The organism is Ramlibacter paludis (assembly GCF_022012305.1).
GTDB lineage: Bacteria > Pseudomonadota > Gammaproteobacteria > Burkholderiales > Burkholderiaceae_C > Ramlibacter > Ramlibacter paludis.
This window is the reverse complement of record NZ_JAKLTM010000001.1, coordinates 1216683-1233184: the sequence shown is the minus strand read 5'-3', so window position 1 is coordinate 1233184 and position 16502 is coordinate 1216683. Positions and strand designations below refer to the sequence as shown.

Here is a 16502-nt window from a genome sequence, read left to right as displayed (position 1 = left end):
CCTCAGATCTGTTGGGCCAGCGCGACCATGCTTTCGCGCATCAGGTTGGCGTGTTCCTGCTTGTCTCCGCCGGCGATCTCGATCTCGCACAGGCGGGCCGAGTTCTCGACCACCATGCGGCAGCGTTCCCAGCGCCTGGCCTCGAAGGCGGCCAGCGCCGGGGCGACGGCGCCGTGTTTCTTCAGCTCCTCCGCCAGGACGATCGCGTCCTCGATGCCGATGCAGGCGCCGGAGGCCAGGTGCGGCGTGGTCGCATGCACGGCATCGCCGATCAGCTGGACGCGGCCCGAGTGCCAGGGCTGCGGCAGCAGCAGGCCTTCGAGCGGGCGGAACACGATGCGCGCTTCGGGCGCGGCCAGCTGCGCGCGCAGTTGCTGCAGCAGCGGCGCAGGGAACGGCGCCAGGAGCTCGCCCAGCAGCCTGGGGAAGTCGGCGGCCGCCACGTGCTCGTTGCTGGCGCGGTCCTCCGTGACGAACATGTACATCTCTTCCTGCGAGACCGGGTTCACGCCGACCTTGACCCGGGGCCCGACCCACATCACCGGGTGCGTCACCTCCGCGGGCCGCGGCAGCACGGCGCGCCACACGGCCTGGCCCATGTAGCGGGGCCTGGGCGCCTGCGGGAACAGCGCCTCGCGCGTCTTCGAATAAAGGCCGTCGGCGCCGATGGCCAGCTCATAGCGGCCGCGGCGGCCGTCGGTGAAGGCCACTTCCACTCCTTCAGCATCCTGCGCGATGCTGCTGAAGCTGCAGCCCAGGTGGACGTCGACGCCGGCCGCGCGCGTCGCATCGGCCAGGATCTTCGCCAGCACCGGCCGCATGATCGCGCCGCCGCCGGGAACGTCCGGCCCGGCGATGCGCGGCGTCGGCAGCGAGGCGACCTTCTGGCCGGTCGGGATGCAGATGTCGACGCCGTCGCCGGCGAAGCCGTGCGCCAGGAAGGCGTCGAGGATGCCCAGCGTGCGGAAGGCCCGCAGCGTGGCGCCGCCCAGGCTGATGCCGGCGCCGTAGCTGCGCCAGCCGGGATCGATTTCCACCAGTTCCACGGCGTGGCCGTCGCGGCTGAGCGCGATGGCGGCCGCCATGCCGGAGAATCCGCCGCCGATGATCAGGGTCTTCATGTGCTTGTCTCCAGTTGCGACGGATCGACGCTGAGCGACCCGTCTTCCGATTCGATGAGGTCCACACGCGTGAGCGAATCGCCCTCGCAGGGACCGAGCGTGCAAAGCCCGGTGGCGATGTCGAACTGCGCACCGTGCGCCGCGCAGACGATGCGGGTCCCGTCGGCGTTCAGGAAGGCGTCCTTGCGCCAGGCCATGGACGTGTCGGCCCAGTGCGGGCATTCGTTGCGGTACGCATGCAGGCCGTCGCGGCGGACCACGAACATCGTGTCGTGGCCCGTGCCCGTCGGGTCGAAGCCGCGCGCGCGGCCCTCCTCCAGCTCGCCGGCATGGCACAGGCGGACCCGCATGGCCTGCCTCAATGGTCCACCGCGACGCGCTGGGCGCCGGGGGGCGGTCCGCCCGGCGCCCACTTGTCGCGGTACTGGAACAGGAACAGCTGCGAGGCGTCCGCGCCCATCGCCGCCTCGCGCGCGGTCCACTGGCCGTCGTGCAGATCCATGTCGGCGTCGTACTCGACGTGGCAGCCGAGCGGGCTGTTGAAATACCAGAACCAGTTGGAGCCGAACTGGTGGCGGCCGGGGCCCCAGAACGACTCGTAGCCCTTGGCCACGAAGCGGCTGCCGGCCAGCATCACTTCCGTGGGGCCGCCCAGGTGGAAGGTGAAGTGCTCGCAACCCTTCATCTGCGGCGGCGTCTGGATCATGAACAGCGTGTGGTGGTCGGGGGTGCCGGCCGGGCGCAGAAAAGGGCCGACGCCGACGAAGCGGTCGGTGCAGACGAAGCCCAGGCGCTTCACGTAGAAGGCCTCGGCCCTGGCCGAGTCGGGCACGAAGTAGACGACGTGCGACAGGGTGCGCGGCTTGACCACCGCGTTGAAATCCACGGCGACCACGTTGGCGGGACGTTGCGGCGGCGCGCCCGGCGCGTTGACCGTCTCCGCCGGCAGCTGCAGTGCGCGCCGCACGCTGACCTGGAAGCCGAGCGCGAAGCCCATGTCGTCCACGCTCTCGATGGCGCCGCCGCGCAGTTGCCTGACCTCGCGGTCCTTGCGCAGCTCGTTCGCGATCGCGTCCACGGTGGCCTGGTCGGCGCAACCGTAGATCGTCTTGCGCAGCATGCTAGCGGTGCCCAGCGCCTGCGGCAGCGACTTGTCGTCCTTCGCGGCCAGCACGATGGCGGTTCCGTCCAGCGCTTCGAAGCGGCCTCCGCCGACCGGCTGGAGGCCGTAGTCGGTGAGGTACTGCGTGCAGGCGGCGACGTCGTCGACGCCGAAGACCAGCGCGTCGGGTCCGATGATGTTCATGGGGGTGTTGTCCTCTCTGAGATTCAGGCCGTGCGGCCGCCCAGGGTCTCGGCGACCCAGTCGGCGATGTAGTGGCCGGCGTTGATGCTGTTGTCGAAGCTCGAGTGCTGCACGCCGCCTTCGCGGTGGGTGAAGATCTTCAGCTCGCGCTTCGGGCTGTTCACCAGCTGCTCGTAGGTGCGGTGCGCCCACTGCAGCGGGATCTGCGAGTCCTTCTCGCCGTGCGTGACCAGGAAAGGGACCTTGATGCGATCGAGCACGTCGTCGAGATGCACGTTCTCGGCGATGCGCATGAAGTCCTCGTTGTCCTTCGCGCCCCAGACCCAGCGCACGTGCGCCCAGTAGTGCGGCACCGGCAGGTTGCCCTCGCGCGCCAGCCGCTTCTTCTGCACGTCGCGCCAGTCGTGGTTGGCGCCCCAGGCGACGCCGCAGGCGAAGCGCGGCTCGAAGGCCACCGCGCGCGGGCAGTAGTAGCCGCCCAGCGACACGCCTTCCATGCCGATGCGTTTCGCGTCCACGTCGTCGCGCCCCTCCAGCCAGTCCACCACGCGGCTGGCCCAGTGTTCGCTGTCGAAGCGCGCGGTCATGCCGTGCAGGCGCAGCGCCTCGCCGGTGCCGGGCTGGTCCACCACCAGCGAGGAGACGCCGCGCCGCGCCAGCCAGGCGGGCAGGCCGACGCGCTGCTTCATCTCCTTGGTCGAATCCAGGCCGTTGACCTGCACGAGCAGCGGCGCCCTGCCCTCCACGCCCTCGGCCCGCGTGTACAGCGCCGACAGGTGCTTGCCCTCATACGGAATCTCCACCCGCACCGTTCCTTCGCGCGACAGCCGCATTCCCTTGGCGTACACCTCCAGGAAGCGGCGGTACAGCGCGAGGCGGCCCGGCGCATCGTGGGCCTGCAGGCGCTCCGCGGTGATCAGGTAGGTGGCCGCGCGGTTGTATTTCTCGCCGGCCGACAGCAGCCGGCCGCGGCCTTCGTCTTCCTCGGCCAGCGCGCACAGCTTGTCGGCCATGCGCTGCCAGGTTTCGCGGAAGGCCTGCGTGCCGGCGGCATCGGGCGCCTTGGCGGCCTCCTGCAACGGCGCGCACATCTCCTCGATCTCGCCGATGCGCGCGCCCATTTCGATGGCGAGGTCGACGGAGAGGTTCCAGATGTAGTTGGTGGGGAAGTAGCGGAACATTCAGGATCCTTTTTTGCGGGAATCGAGGGTGAGCGGGCCGGGGCCGAGCGCGGCGAGCAGCAGCAGGCCCCCGGCGATGCCGAGGTTCTTGAAGAAGGCCTGCTGCTGCGCCATCGCCTGCGCCGCCGGCGCAGCCCAGAAATCGTGGAACAGCAGGCCGGCGGCGACGGTGAAGACTGCGAGGGCGAGCGCGGCCCATTGGATCCGAAAGCCGGCCAGCAGCGCGAGCGAGGCGCCGAGCTCCAGCGCGATCACCAGTGCAGCCAACGCCGCCGGCGCGGGCAAGCCCTTGCTGGCGATCATTCCCGTGATACCGGCGAAGTTGGCAATCTTGCCGAGGCCGGCGGGAAGGAAAAGCGCCGCGATGAGGAGGCGGCCGGAGAGCGCGAGCAGCGCCTGGTTCCTGTCTTGCATGCGGTTCTTTCAGAAAGCCATCAGGTCGCGGGCCACGACGGCGGAGCCGCCGTAGTGCTTCTTCACCGCATCGAGGTAGACGGCGTCGGGTTCGTCGCGCCCGGGGATGACGTGGGTCAGCACCACCTTCTTCACCTGCGCGGCCGCGGCCAGGCGGCCGACATCCTCGGCGGTGGTGTGCTCCTCCTTCATGTGGCGCATCAGGCCTTCGGCGATCTGCGGCGGCAGTTCGCGGCGCATCGCCTGCTCGATCAGCGCCAGGTCGATCACCTCGTGCACCAGCAGGTCGGCGCCGCGGGCGAACTCCACCAGCTGCGGGCAGCGGCCGGTGTCCCCGCTGAAGACGATCACCTGGTCCGGTGTCTGGAAGCGCAAGGCCCAGGACCTGTCCTGGCCGTCGCGGCCGGGCGCGTAATGGCAGTTCTCGCCGGCGGTGACGGTGATCCGGTCGTCGTGGAACACGAGCCCGGGCGTGGTGATGTCGTGCGCGTGCCAGGACTTCTGCGGGACCGGGTAGCCCGGGCTGTCGGCCATGCGGATGCGCGCATTCGGCGCGAAGTACTGCAGGAAACCCTGCAGCATCGATTCGGTGCCGGCCGGCCCGTAGACATGCGTTTCGGCGCGGCGGCCGGTGCTCCACTGCAAGCCGAGCAGCGTGCCCCAGTCGGCGTCGTGGTCGTCGTGGTTGTGCGTGATGAAGACGGTGCCCACCTTCCGGTAGTCCAGTCCGGCGGCGACCAGCTGGCGCGCGACGCCGTTGCCGGCGTCCACCAGGTAGATGCGGTCGCCGACCACGACGGCGTTGGCCGGCTGCGCGCGCGTGACCGAAGGCAAGGGACCGCCCTGGGTGCCGAGCGTGACCACGCGCGTCTGCGCGGCAGCGCCGACGGCCAGCAGCAACAAGGCGAGGGAGAACAGGTTTTTCATTGGACTTGCAGGGTGGGTTCGACGAAGTCGACCCCACCATTCACGGGAAGCCGGCGCGGCCGCAACAGGAAATGCCCGAGCGCGGGCAGCAGCACCAGCGCCCCGAGCATGTTCCACAGGAACATGAAAGCGAGCAGCAGGCCCATGTCGGCCTGGAACTTGATCGGGCTGGCGACCCAGGTGACCACGCCGATCGCCAGCGTGATGCCGGTCAGCATCACCACCTTGCCCGTGAAGAGCAAGGCCCGGTAGTAGGCCTCGGACAGGCTCTTGCCTTCGCGCATCTGCGCCAGCGTGACCGACAGGATGTACAGCGCGTAGTCGACGCCGATGCCCACGCCCAGCGCGATCACCGGCAGCGTCGCCACCTTCACGCCGATGCCCAGCACGACCATCAGGGCCTCCGCCAGCACGGACGTGAGCATGAGCGGCAGCACGGCGACGACCACCGCGCGCCAGGAGCGGAAGGTGAGGAAGCACAGCACGATCACGGCCGCGTAGACCAGCACCAGCATCTGCCGCCATGCGTCCCGCACCACGATGTTGGTGGCTGCCTCGATGCCGGCCGATCCGGCCGCCAGCATGAACTTCACGTCGGCCGTGTCGTTGGCGGCGGCGAAGCCTGCGACGTGCGCCACGACGCGCGCCAGCGTGTCGGCCTTGTGGTCCTTCAGGTAGACATAGAGCGTCAGCAGGCCGCAGGTCTCGTTGTAGAGGCCGCGCGGCGCTCCCGCGGTGATCGTGTTGAGCATCTCCTGGTTGGGCAGCAGCTCGTACCACTTGGGGTTGCCTTCGTTCAGGCCCGTCAGCACGCGCCGGTTCAGCAGACCCAGCGTGTTGGTGCTCTCCACGCCATCGAGCTGGCGCAGCTCCCATTCCAGCGCGTCGACGCGCTTGAGCGTGTCGTACCTGGCGCACTGCCCTTCCGGCGTCTTCACCAGCACGGCCAGCACGTCCGACGAAGCGCCGTAGCTGGCGTTCATGAAGGCGACGTCGCGGTTGTAGGCGCTGTCCGGGCGCAGTTCGGGAGCGCCGGGGTCCAGGTCGCCGATCTTGAGCTGGCTGCTCACGGCAACGCCGGCGACTCCCAGAACGAGCGCCGCGATGACGGCGAAGCTCGCCCAGGGCTTGCGCGTGAAACGGTCCAGCGTCGCCCACAACGGATGCCTGGCGCCACCCGCCGCCTCGGCGTTCTCGGTGCGCAGGCTGCGCTGTGCAGCCCGCGGGCTTACGCCGGTGTACGACAACAGCACCGGCAGCAGGATCAGGTTGGTGAAGATCAGCGCGGCGACGCCCACGGAGGCGGCGATGGCCAGCTCGCGGATCACCTGGATGTCGATCACCAGCAGCACGGCGAAGCCGACGGCATCCGCCAGCAGCGCCGTGAGGCCCGCGAGGAAGAGGCGGCGGAAGGTGAAGCGCGCGGCCACCAGCTTGTCCAGCCCGCGGCCGATGTCCTGCATGATGCCGTTCATCTTCTGGGCGCCATGGCTCATGCCGATGGCGAACACGAGGAACGGCACCAGGATCGAGTACGGGTCCAGGGCGAAGCCCAGCGTGGGCAGCAGTCCCAGCTGCCAGACCACCGCCACCAGCGAAGCCGCCACCACCAGCAGGGTGGAACGGATGCAGCGCGTGTACCAGAACACCATGGCGGCCGCGATGGCCACGGCAATGGCAAAGAACACCAGCACGGCCCGGACGCCGGCGATCAGGTCGCCCATGATCTTGGCGAAGCCGGTCACGTGAATGTCCACGCCTTCCTTTTCGTACTTCGCGCGGATGGTTTCCAGCTTCTCCGACAGCTGGCCGTAGTCGAGCGCCCGGCCCTGTGGGTCTTTCGCCAGCAGCGGCACGAAAATCACGCTCGACTTCGCATCCCGCGCGACCAGCTGGCCGATCTCGCCGGAGCGCGCGATGTTCGCGGCCAGCTTCTGCAGGCTGGCCGGCGAGCCGTCGAACTTGTCGGGAATCACGGGGCCGCCGTCGAGCCCTTCTTCCGTGACGCCGATCCAGCGCGTGCCGGGAGTCCACAGCGACTTCATGCGCATGCGCTCCACGCCGGGAACGAGGAACACCTCGTCGCTGATCCGGCGCAGCGTCTCCATGTAACGCGCATCGTAGATCGTGCCCTGGCGCGGCGCGACCGCGAGACGTACCGCGTTGCCGAGTCCCGACAGCTCCGACTGGTGGGCCAGGAAGTTGCGGATGTAGGGATGCGCCGAGGGAATCGTCTTCTCGAAGCTCGCATTGAGCTGCAGGCGCGTGGCCTGCCAGCCGAGCACGATGGTGGCCAGCGCGCACAGCAGCAGCACGAGCCAGCGGTGGTTGAAGAGCGCGCGCTCCACGGCGGAGCCGGAACGCGGATCGAAATCTTGCATGCGGATTCTCAAGGCTTGCCGGCGTTCGCCGGCAGCGGAATGGCGCCTTGCACGCCCAGCGCCAGCAGGGCGCCGCCGGCGAGGGGCTGCAGGGCATTCAAGGGGGGCAAGGCCGGCAGCGGCAAGGCGACGAGGCCCGGACCTGCAATCTTCAGGATCTCGCCGCCCTGGTTGGCGAACAGCAGCCGGCCGTCCGGCGCCAGTGCGGAGGCCGTGACCGACACCGGCGCCGGGGCAGCGAGCTGCGACCAGGCGCCGCCGCCATCGGTGCTTCGCCAGACGTTGCCGCGCAGTCCGGCGACCACGATCTCCTGCGGCGCCGGCAGTTCGGCGGTGAAGAAGCTGCCTGCATAGGGAAGCTCCAGCTTGCGGAAGCTGCGGCCCGCGTCCGTGGAGAGCAGCACCAGCCCCTGCTCGCCGGCCAGCAGCACGCTGTCGCCGCGCACGCGCAGCGCATAGAGATGGGCGCCCTTCGGATTCGGCAGGCGCTGCATCCACGGCTGCCAGGTCTGGCCGCCGTCTTCGGTGGCGAAGGCGAGGCCGTAGGCGCCCACGACGACGCCGCGCTTCGCATCGAAGAAGTGCAGGTCGAGGAAGGGCTTGTCGGGACCGTCGGCCACCAGCCGCTGCGCCTCCTGCTGCGCCTGCGCGTCGCCGCCGGTCCGGGCCGCGTCCAGCGCGATCTGCGCCGCACGCCGCCCATCGAGCTTGCGCGTCCAGGTGAGGCCGCCGTCGACGCTCGCCAGCACCACGCCGCCGTGGCCGACGGCCCAGGCATTGTGCGCATCGACGCAGCGCACCGCGGTCAAGGTGACGGACACCGGCACGCGGGCCTGGCGCCAGGAAACGCCGGCGTCGTCGGACACGGCGGCCACGCCGCGTTCGCCCACCGCCACGACGCGGCTGCCGCAAAGCGCCGCGCCCAGCAGCACGCTGCGCGCCGGTTCGCGCACGGCCAGCGCCGGGCGCTCCAGCGCGTCGGCCACGGGCGCAGCGTGCGCCGAAGCGGCCAGCGCACCGACCGCCAGCAGTAGACGGAATCCCTTCACGCCATCGTCCTCAGCGCACGCCCTGGGCCGCGAGGCCCTCGCCCGTGAAGATGCTGTCCGGCCAGCGCGCCGCCGCCTTGTGGTGGTAGCTCTTGTCGTTCAGCACGTTCGAGATGTAGGCCTGGCCCGAGAGCAGGTCGTAGAAGCCGAAGGTCTGCTGCACGGTGCCGGGGAAGTCGGGCATCACGTAATTGAAGCCCCAGAAGGTCTTCCACAGCTGGCCCTTGGCGTCCCAGCGGTCGCCCAGCATCGCTTGCCAGGTGTCCTCGTCGAGGTAATACATGCCCTTGGGCGCCTGGTGGCGCTGGCCCGGCTTCAGGCTGGCTTCCACCACCCACACGCGATGCAGCTCCCAGCGCACGGCGTCCGGGTTGAGGTGCTGGCCCTTGACGAGGTCCGCTTCCTTGAACTGCAGCAGGCGGTTCTCGTTGTAGGGGATCAGCATCTCCTTCTTGCCCACCAGCTTCCAGTCGAACAGCGTGGTGCGGCCGGAGAAGACGCTCAGCTCGTCGAAGGACATCAGGCCCGCGCTCGCCGGCGTCGGCGTGTCGCAGCAGGCGTTGGGCAGCTTGCGCACGCGGCGCTGCCCGGTGAGGTAGACATAGGCGGCGCTCTTGTCGGCATCGACGTTCTCGCGCCCGGCGATCATCTCGCCGGCGCGGATCGGCGGGCCGTCGTTCACCAGGTTCACCGTCCAGAAGTAGCCGCCGAAGTTCTCGGCATTGCCGTCTTCGTAGTAGTAGGGCATGGTCTGCTTGATCGTGCCGCTGGTGGTCAGCACCACCTTGCCGTCGGCCGTGATCTGGTACTGGTTGAAATCGGCCTGCCACGACGCGCCGCGCCAGGCGAGCTTGTGGTTCCACATCGCCTCCAGCCCCGTCTTCGGGATCGGGAAGGGAATGCCGCCGTACGCGCCCACGGGCATGTCGCCTTCCATCCGCGCCTTCGTCGCGTTCTTGAAGGTGTTGTCGTAGACCCATTGCGGCGCAGCGGCGGTGCGGTGCGTCGGGTAGACGTCCAGCCGGTAGTCGGGATACTTGCGCAGCATGGCCTTGACGCCGTCGGTGAGCTTGTCCGCGTGCTGCGCCATGTTGGCGGCCGTCACGGAGTACAGCGGCTTCTCCGCCTTGAAGGGATCGCTGCGCCGGCCGCCGGCCTTGTCGCCCGCGACCGGGGTGGTGAAGCCGCCGGTCCAGGCCGGGATGGTGCCGGTGGCGTTGCCGGCCTTTTCGCCGCCCAGGGGCGTGAGCGTGGACTTGAGCTTGGCCGCTTCGTCGGCGCCCACCGCCGCATGCGCGACCAGGGCGGTGGCGGCAGCGGCCACCAGCGTGATTTGCGCGAAGGTGCGCAGGTTCATGGTCTTGTCTCCAGTGGATGTCAGAAGGTGGTGCGCAGCGAGACCTGCACGAAGTTGCGGTCCTTCAGGGACTGCTTGAACTGCGCGTTGCTGTTGTTGTCCAGCGTCGGGCCTTCGGGGCCGTAGTAGCGCACGTAGCTGATCCCCGCGGTCCAGCGGTTCAGGTACACGCCGGTGAGGCCCAGCGTGATGTCACCGCCCTGGTCGACGCCGAAGCCCGGGCCGACGGCCGACGAGCGGCCGGCCGTGTAGCTGGCGCCGATGCTGGGCGTGAGGTCCAGGCCCGGCGCGACCTGCCGGTAGGAGGGCGCCAGCACGACCCGCACCGAGGTGGCGGAGCGATCGGCGTTCGGGTTGAGGAACTGCTCGCCATGGGTGACCTTCATGCGCGTGTTCCAGGCAATCTCGCCCAGGAAGCTCGCTTCGCGCCACAGCGGGTTGGGACCCAGGCTCGCGAGCCACGACAGTTGCGCGTGGCCCGTGCGGCCGACGGCGTAGCCCGGGTTGTCCTTGTTGTCGAAGGTGGTGCCCACGCCGATGTTCGGCAGGATCGTCGCGCCGCTGCTGGAAAGCGGCATGTTGTCGCGCACCGAAAGTTCGCCGGCGAGGCCCCATTCGGCAATCGTCTTGGCGAAGCTGGCGCCATAGGCGCGCGCGCCTTGGTGGTAGGTCCAGCGGTAGGCCGAGGCCGCGAGCGCGGGCGGGAAGCCGGTCAGCGTCGTGTAGATGTTGGCCGGGCCGTAGGGATGGAAGCGGATGGCATAGAAGCCGAAGTCGGTGTCGACGGCGTCGGCGCGCCAGCGCAGTTGCACGCCGCCCTGCCCGCCGTTCTTCGGTTCCTCGTCGGGCGTACGCACGAAGGTGCCGACCGGGCCGGCCAGGATGCGCTCGCCACCCGGGCCCATGGCGTCGCTCGTGGACAGGTAGGCGCCCACCGGCATCAGCCGCGTCGGCTCCCACTCGTAGCCGTAGTAGGCGCCGAGCGTCAGCGCGTCGCTCAGTTGCAGCGAGCCCGAAAGCTTGCCGGTCGGCCGCGCGATCTCCTTGAAGGTGGAATTCGGCACCGACAGCAGCTTGACCAGGTCCACGGGCGCCTGGCCGCCCGCGATGCCGTTGCTGCCGAAGAACAGGCTCTCGCCCCACAGCAAGGTGTGGCGGCCCAGGCGAACCGAAGCGGCGTGCTTGCCGATGTCGAAGTTGCCGAACACGAAGGCATCCAGCAGTTCGGCGTCCTGTCCCATCCGCTTGCGCGTGTCGGACGGGAATTCGTTGCCGGGCACGTGGTTGGCCGTGGCGGTGGTGTTCTGGTTGCCGCGGTTGTAGAGCGTGTCGTACCAGGCGGCGCCGCTGACGCGTGCGCCCCAGTTGCGCCAGCTCGCGTCCAGCTCGCTGAACAGGTCCAGGCGGTTGGACACCAGGCCCTTGCCGAAGTTGTTGTCGCCATCGTCCTGGTTGACGTTGTTCGGGCCGACCACGCCGGTGGGACCGAAAGCCGTCTGCGACAGGCCGGGCGAGCGATCCGACACCCGCGCGGCCGCGCTGTACTTCACCGTGTTGTCCCAGCGGATCTTCAGGTCGGGGTTCTCGGTCGCGAACTCGAAGGCATGGCTGGCGCCGCAGGCCAGGAGGGTCGCCGCGGCGAGCGCGGACAGGCGCGGCATGCCGCGGGCGGGGAAGGAACGGGGGCTCATGGTCTCCTCGGGTCGTTGTGATGGATGGATCGGTCAGGCGGGCTCGTGCACCACCGCGTCGAGGCTGCGGGCCAGCTGCAGCAGGTCGGTGTCGCCCTCGGGCGCCGCCTGCCAGCGCGCCGCCTGCATGGCGATGGCGGCCACCTGCTGCACGCGGGGAAAGCGGCGCGCCACGAGACGCTGCGCGATCGCGGCCGGGGTGCCCTCCTGGCGCAGCAGCTCGCCCAGCACGACGGCGTCTTCGATGGCTTGCGCCCCGGCCTGGCCGAACACCGCGGGCAGCGCATGCGCGCAGTCGCCGACGGCCAGCACGGCACCGCGCGCCCAGGGTTGCGGGAGCAGGCCGGAAGCGAGCTGCTGGCGAACGACCGGCGCGCCCTCTTCCACGTGCGCGGCCAGTGCGGCAATGGGCGCCGGGAAGCGCGCGAGCAGGGCGCGCAGCGCCTGCGCATCGAGTGCGCCGATCGCCTGGCGCGACGCGACGCGCACCCCTGCGAGCGAGCCGCTGACCGGCACCACGTGCGCGCGGTCGCCGGCTGCGGTGGTGGCCTGGAGCGCATCGTCCAGCGCCAGCGGCCGACCCGCCAGGCCGCAAGACCATTCGGCTTCCGCCGGCAGGGCGTCGGCGCCGAAGAAGCGCTCGCGCAGGCCGCCGCGGGCGCCGCAGGCCAGCACCGCGAGATCGACACGCAAGGGCTCGCCGCGCGCGAAGCGCAGCCGCGGCCCCTCGACGTCCACATCGACCACGGGTTCGCCGAGCCGCATCACGACGCCGGCTTCGGCCCCCGCGGCCTTCAGGACGGCATGCAGCTGCGCGCTGGTGATGCCCAGCGCGCCCGGATAGCGCGGACCTGCGAGCCGGGCCGCGTCCAGCGAATACAAGGGCGTGCCGCGCTGGCCGATCGCACTGGTGCGGCGGTAGGGAAAGCCCGCGCGTACACAGGCATCGCCGACACCGAGCTGGACCAGCCCGCGCAGCATGTTGGGGACCACGTCGACGTGGACGGCCGGGTCGCCTGCAACGCGAAGGGCGAACAGCTGCACCGAAGCCCCGGCGCGGGCGGCCGCCAGCGCACAGGCGAGGCCCGCCAGCCCGCCGCCGATGACGGCGACGTTGCGCTTCGATCCTGAGGCTGCCGGCTTTGCCACGCGCTTTCCCTTGCTCCGCACTTGTTGAGTGGCGCGAGAATAGGGAGGCGGCTGATCTTTGAAAAATTGTTTGTATCCATTCGAGGAATCGGTTGCGCAAATACTTTCGGGGTTAACCCTAGGCGTCCATGCGATTCAACAAACTCGATCTGAACCTGCTGGTGGCGCTGGACGCCATGCTTTCCGAGTCGAGCATCAGCCGCGCGGCCGAGAAGCTGCATATGAGCCAGTCGGCGATGAGCAACGCCCTCGCTCGCCTGCGCGAATACTTCGACGACGAGCTCCTGGTGCAAGTGGGCCGGCGCATGGAGATGACGCCGCGGGCCGAGGCGTTGCGCGACACCGTGCACGACCTGCTGCTGCGCGTGGACACTTCAATCGCGACGCAGCCCGAGTTCGTGCCGGCGCAATCCGACCGCGAGTTCCGCGTCTTCGTCTCGGACTTCACGCTCAGCACGCTGATGCCGCACGTGTTGGCCCGGGTGCACGCGCAGGCGCCGGGCGTGCGCTTCTCGCTGCTGCCGCAGACGGACGAACCCGCGCGCTCGCTGGAACAGGGCGAGGTCGACCTGCTGGTGATGCCGGTGGATTACTGCTCGCCCAGCCATCCGGTCGAGACGCTGTTCACCGAAGGTTTCAGCTGCGTGGTGTGGAGCGGCGGGCGCTATGGACGCAGTCCCCTCACCTTCGACCAGTACGCCGCGGCGGGCCACGTTTCGATGCGGCCCGCCGTGTCGCAGCCCAGTTCGTTCGAGGGGTGGGTGGTGCAGCGCTACGGGCTCACCCGGCGCGACGAGGTCACGACCTACAGTTTCGCGTCGGCGCCAGCGCTCGTCGTGGGCACCGACCGCATCGCGACCGTGCACTCACGGCTGGCGAAGGTGGCGGCGCGTTACCTGCCCCTGACGGTGCATGCGCCCCCGCTCGCCTTCCCTGAAATGAAGCAGTCGCTGCAATGGCACAAGTACCGCTCCAAGGATCCGGGGCTGTCGTGGCTGCGCGAAGTCTTCTTTGCGGCCGTCGCGGACATGGACGCGGCGCTCTAGGAAAGAGCCGCCGCGCTTTCGGCGACCAGCGCCGGCACGAGGCGGGTTGCGGGCCGCGGACCCCAACCTACGAAGCGGCCAGCTGCTCGATGTAATTGGCGAGGTTGCGGCTCTCGCCCTTGTGGAACACCGCATCGGCACCGAGCGTGCGGCAATGGCGGCGGATCACGTCGGTGACGAAGGCGCTGAAGACGACGACGGCGCCGGTCGCGGACAGCGACTTGAGTCCGCGCACGATGTTGAAGCCGTCCCCCTGGTCCAGGGTCAGGTCCACGATCGCCAGGTCCCAGCCACCGGCATGGGCCTTGCCCCAGCCGATCGCTTCGTCTTCCGAGGCCACCACGCCGACGATCGCGGCCTCGGTGACGGAGCACACCAGGTCTTGCAGGGCCACCTGCATGTTGGGAGAGTCCTCGACGATGAAGACCCGCATGGGGGCCTGCTGCGGTTGTTCTTGCACTCTGGGGTAATGCCGTGGAATCTCCCGGATTGCCGCACGAACTGCCGAGCCAGGCGTGTAGGAGGCCTACGCGAGGGCAGCGGAAAATTCCCTAAGCAGGCCCGGGACCTCGCCCTCGCTCGCCGCGACGCCGTAGACGTAGTTGTCCGGGCGAACGAGCGCCGCCACGCATTCGTTCTTGCGGAACCAGGCCGCGGCGACGCCTTCGCGCTCGTCCGCCAGGGAGACGACGCGCACGGCGGACGCCGCCGGCGGCTGCACGCCCGCGGCCAGGGCAAGCCGCCAGCCATGGCCCGCCACTTCGTCCATCCGCTGCCCCGACTTCAGCCAGGGCTGCGGAAAGAGGCTGCCCCGCGCCGAACTCGCCTGCGCCGACAGCAAGCCGGTTTCCAGCCGCGGCAGGATGTCCTGGCGCGGCGTGTCCTGCACGACACCGCCGCAGTCGGCGAGCATCTTCGCGTCGCGCGCCCGCGCCTTCACGGGGTCGCGCTCGCAGATCACGGCACCTACGCCCTTGATGCGGCTGGTCAGCTCGCGCACGTGCGCCTTGCGCTCGGCGCCATAGGTGTCCAGCAGCGCATCCGGCGCTTCGCCGCGAAGCACGGCCACCAGCTTCCACGCCAGGTTGGTGACGTCGCGCACGCCCTGGCACATGCCCTGCCCCAGGAAAGGCGGTTGCATGTGCGCCGCGTCGCCGGCCAGGAACACGCGGCCCTTGCGCCACTGCGCGGCCACCAGCGCGTGGAAGCGGTAGCTGGCCTGCCGCCACAGCTGGCCATCCTCCGGCGTCAGCCAGCGCGCCAGCAGCTTCCAGGTTTCCTCGTCGGTCGCGACCTGCTTCGGGTCTTCGCCGGGCTTCAGCGAAATCTCCCAGCGGCGATGGTTCTTCGGCCCGATCACCAGCGTGCAGGGACGCTCCGGCTCGCAGTACTGCACGCTCGTCTCCGGCAGCTTGGCCAGGCCCCGCTCGTTGACCAGCACGTCGACCACCAGCCAGGGCTCGTCGAAGTCCAGGTCCTCCAGCGGCATGTCGAGCTGCGTGCGGACGGTGCTGCTGCCGCCGTCGCAGGCAATCGCGTACTTCGCGCGCACCGTGCCGTTGGAGAGTTCCAGCGTGACGCCTTCCGCGTCCTGCACGATGCGCTTCATCTCCACGCCCAGGTCCACCCGCACGTTGGGCAGCTGCGCCACGCGATCGCGCAGCACCTGCTCCACCTTCGGCTGCGTGAACACGATCGAAGGCGTGTAGCCCTGCGGATAAGGCGGCTCCACCATCGTCATGCGGCGGATCAACTGGCCGTCGACGCCGAAATATTCCGAGGGCGTGAACGGCTCGCAGAAGGGCGCGATCGCGTCGACCACGCCCAGCTGCTGGAACACCCGCATGATCTCGTGGTCCAGCGCGATGGCGCGCGGGATCCGGTAGACCTCGGCCAGGCGATCGCAGGCGTAGACCTTCAGCCCCGCCTGCCCCAGCAGGCCGGCCGCCACCACCCCCGCCGGACCGTAGCCGACGATCGCTACGTCGTACATGTTCAGTTCGCCTCGGCGACGATCGGGTTGGACAGCACGCCGATGCGCTCGACCTCGATCTCGATGGTGTCGCCGGCCTTCATCCACACCGGCGGCGTGCGCGCCTGGCCGACACCGGCCGGCGTGCCCATCACCAGCACGTCGCCCGGTTCCAGCGTGCACACGTCGGCCAGCAGCGCGATCGTCTCGGCCACGCTGAAGATCATGTCGCTGGTGTTCGCGTCCTGCATCACCTGCCCGTTCAGGCGGCTCTGGATGCGCAGGCCCTTGGCGCCTTCCGGCAGTTCGTCGGCTGTCACCAGCACCGGGCCGAAGCCGCCGGTGCCGTCGAAGTTCTTGCCGATGGTCCATTGCGGCGTGCGCTTCTGGTAGTCGCGCACGCTCATGTCGTTGAAGCAGCTGTAGCCGAAGACGTATTGCAGCGCGTCGGCTTCCTTGGTGTGGCGCGGCACCTTCTTGCCGATCACCACGGCGAGTTCGGCTTCGTAGTCGAACTTGGTCGAGACCTGCGGCGCGATGCCGGGCTGTCCGCTCGCGACCAGCGAGGACGCGGCGCGGAAGAAGAACCACGGGTAGTCCGGCTTCTCGCGCCCGCCTTCCTTGGCGTGGTCGAAGTAGTTGAGGCCCAGGCAGACGGTCTTGCCGGGCTCGGGCACCAGCGGGGCCAGCGTCACGCTTGCCAGCGGCTGGCGCTTGGCCTTGTCCTTCAACGCGCCGGCGGCGGCCTGGGCGAGATCGACGCCGGCCTTCAGGGCCAGGCGCATGTCGGCCGGAACTTGCGGATTGGCGTCGTTCAGGTCGACGAGGTCGTTGCCGTCGACGACGGCCAGGCGGGCTTCGCCCTTGCGCAGGTAGGTGGTGAATCGCATGGTGTTCTCTCTCGTGAA

15 protein-coding genes are annotated in these 16502 nt (G+C 69.5%); 1 reads left to right on the top strand and 14 read right to left on the bottom strand.

The genetic code is table 11. The features are described from left to right. Positions 1-2: 2 nt before the first annotated feature. Genes LZ009_RS06345 through LZ009_RS06295 form a run of 11 tightly spaced genes read right to left on the bottom strand, consistent with a single transcriptional unit; the run spans position 3 to position 12576 of the window. Positions 3-1121, bottom strand: coding sequence for an FAD-dependent oxidoreductase (locus LZ009_RS06345; protein ID WP_275697021.1), 1119 nt, complete (start codon positions 1119-1121; stop codon positions 3-5). Continuing rightward, a complete protein-coding gene (locus LZ009_RS06340) occupies positions 1118-1471 on the bottom strand; it encodes a Rieske (2Fe-2S) protein (protein WP_275697020.1) in 354 nt (117 codons plus the stop codon). The genes LZ009_RS06345 and LZ009_RS06340 overlap by 4 nt, the downstream gene beginning before the upstream one ends. 8 nt (positions 1472-1479) lie before the next feature. Beyond that, complete coding sequence (locus LZ009_RS06335) at positions 1480-2427, bottom strand: VOC family protein (protein WP_275697019.1); 948 nt, start codon at positions 2425-2427, stop codon at positions 1480-1482. 23 nt (positions 2428-2450) lie between these two features. Beyond that, positions 2451-3608 carry an alpha/beta hydrolase family protein gene (locus LZ009_RS06330; protein ID WP_275697018.1) on the bottom strand — a complete coding sequence of 386 codons (1158 nt, stop codon included), beginning with the start codon at positions 3606-3608 and terminating at the stop codon, positions 2451-2453. Next, the gene (locus tag LZ009_RS06325) at positions 3609-4022 is read right to left on the bottom strand and encodes a DoxX family protein (RefSeq protein WP_275697017.1); all 414 of its coding nucleotides are present in this window, start codon (positions 4020-4022) and stop codon (positions 3609-3611) included. It lies immediately after the preceding gene. A 9-nt stretch (positions 4023-4031) separates the two neighbouring features. Next, entirely contained in the window at positions 4032-4949 is a 918-nt protein-coding gene (locus LZ009_RS06320; protein WP_275697016.1) for an MBL fold metallo-hydrolase, read from the bottom strand. Next, complete coding sequence (locus LZ009_RS06315; RefSeq protein WP_275697015.1) at positions 4946-7330, bottom strand: efflux RND transporter permease subunit; 2385 nt, start codon at positions 7328-7330, stop codon at positions 4946-4948. The genes LZ009_RS06320 and LZ009_RS06315 overlap by 4 nt, the downstream gene beginning before the upstream one ends. A gap of 8 nt (positions 7331-7338) precedes the next feature. Next, on the bottom strand, positions 7339-8379 hold the full coding sequence (locus LZ009_RS06310; protein ID WP_275697014.1) for a WD40/YVTN/BNR-like repeat-containing protein: 1041 nt from the start codon (positions 8377-8379) through the stop codon (positions 7339-7341). A 10-nt stretch (positions 8380-8389) separates the two neighbouring features. Next, positions 8390-9736 carry a DUF1329 domain-containing protein gene (locus tag LZ009_RS06305; protein WP_275697013.1) on the bottom strand — a complete coding sequence of 449 codons (1347 nt, stop codon included), beginning with the start codon at positions 9734-9736 and terminating at the stop codon, positions 8390-8392. Between the two features lie 20 nt (positions 9737-9756). Continuing rightward, positions 9757-11427: a DUF1302 domain-containing protein gene (locus LZ009_RS06300; RefSeq protein ID WP_275697012.1), complete on the bottom strand. Its 1671-nt coding sequence runs from the start codon at positions 11425-11427 to the stop codon at positions 9757-9759. 33 nt (positions 11428-11460) lie between these two features. Continuing rightward, complete coding sequence (locus LZ009_RS06295) at positions 11461-12576, bottom strand: FAD-dependent oxidoreductase (RefSeq protein ID WP_275697011.1); 1116 nt, start codon at positions 12574-12576, stop codon at positions 11461-11463. Positions 12577-12704: 128 nt separating this feature from the next. On the opposite strand from LZ009_RS06295, the gene LZ009_RS06290 reads away from it, so the two are divergent. Then, positions 12705-13622: a LysR family transcriptional regulator gene (locus LZ009_RS06290; RefSeq protein ID WP_275697010.1), complete on the top strand. Its 918-nt coding sequence runs from the start codon at positions 12705-12707 to the stop codon at positions 13620-13622. 67 nt (positions 13623-13689) lie between these two features. On the opposite strand, the gene LZ009_RS06285 is transcribed toward LZ009_RS06290, so the two are convergent. The 3 genes from LZ009_RS06285 to LZ009_RS06275 form a co-directional block, all read right to left on the bottom strand. Next, positions 13690-14055: a response regulator gene (locus LZ009_RS06285; RefSeq protein WP_275697009.1), complete on the bottom strand. Its 366-nt coding sequence runs from the start codon at positions 14053-14055 to the stop codon at positions 13690-13692. Positions 14056-14148: 93 nt separating this feature from the next. Then, positions 14149-15615 (bottom strand): bifunctional 3-(3-hydroxy-phenyl)propionate/3-hydroxycinnamic acid hydroxylase, encoded by a 1467-nt coding sequence (locus LZ009_RS06280; RefSeq protein WP_275697008.1) that lies wholly within the window; start codon positions 15613-15615, stop codon positions 14149-14151. Positions 15616-15617: 2 nt separating this feature from the next. Then, a complete protein-coding gene (locus tag LZ009_RS06275) occupies positions 15618-16484 on the bottom strand; it encodes a fumarylacetoacetate hydrolase family protein (RefSeq protein ID WP_275697007.1) in 867 nt (288 codons plus the stop codon). Positions 16485-16502: the final 18 nt, after the last annotated feature.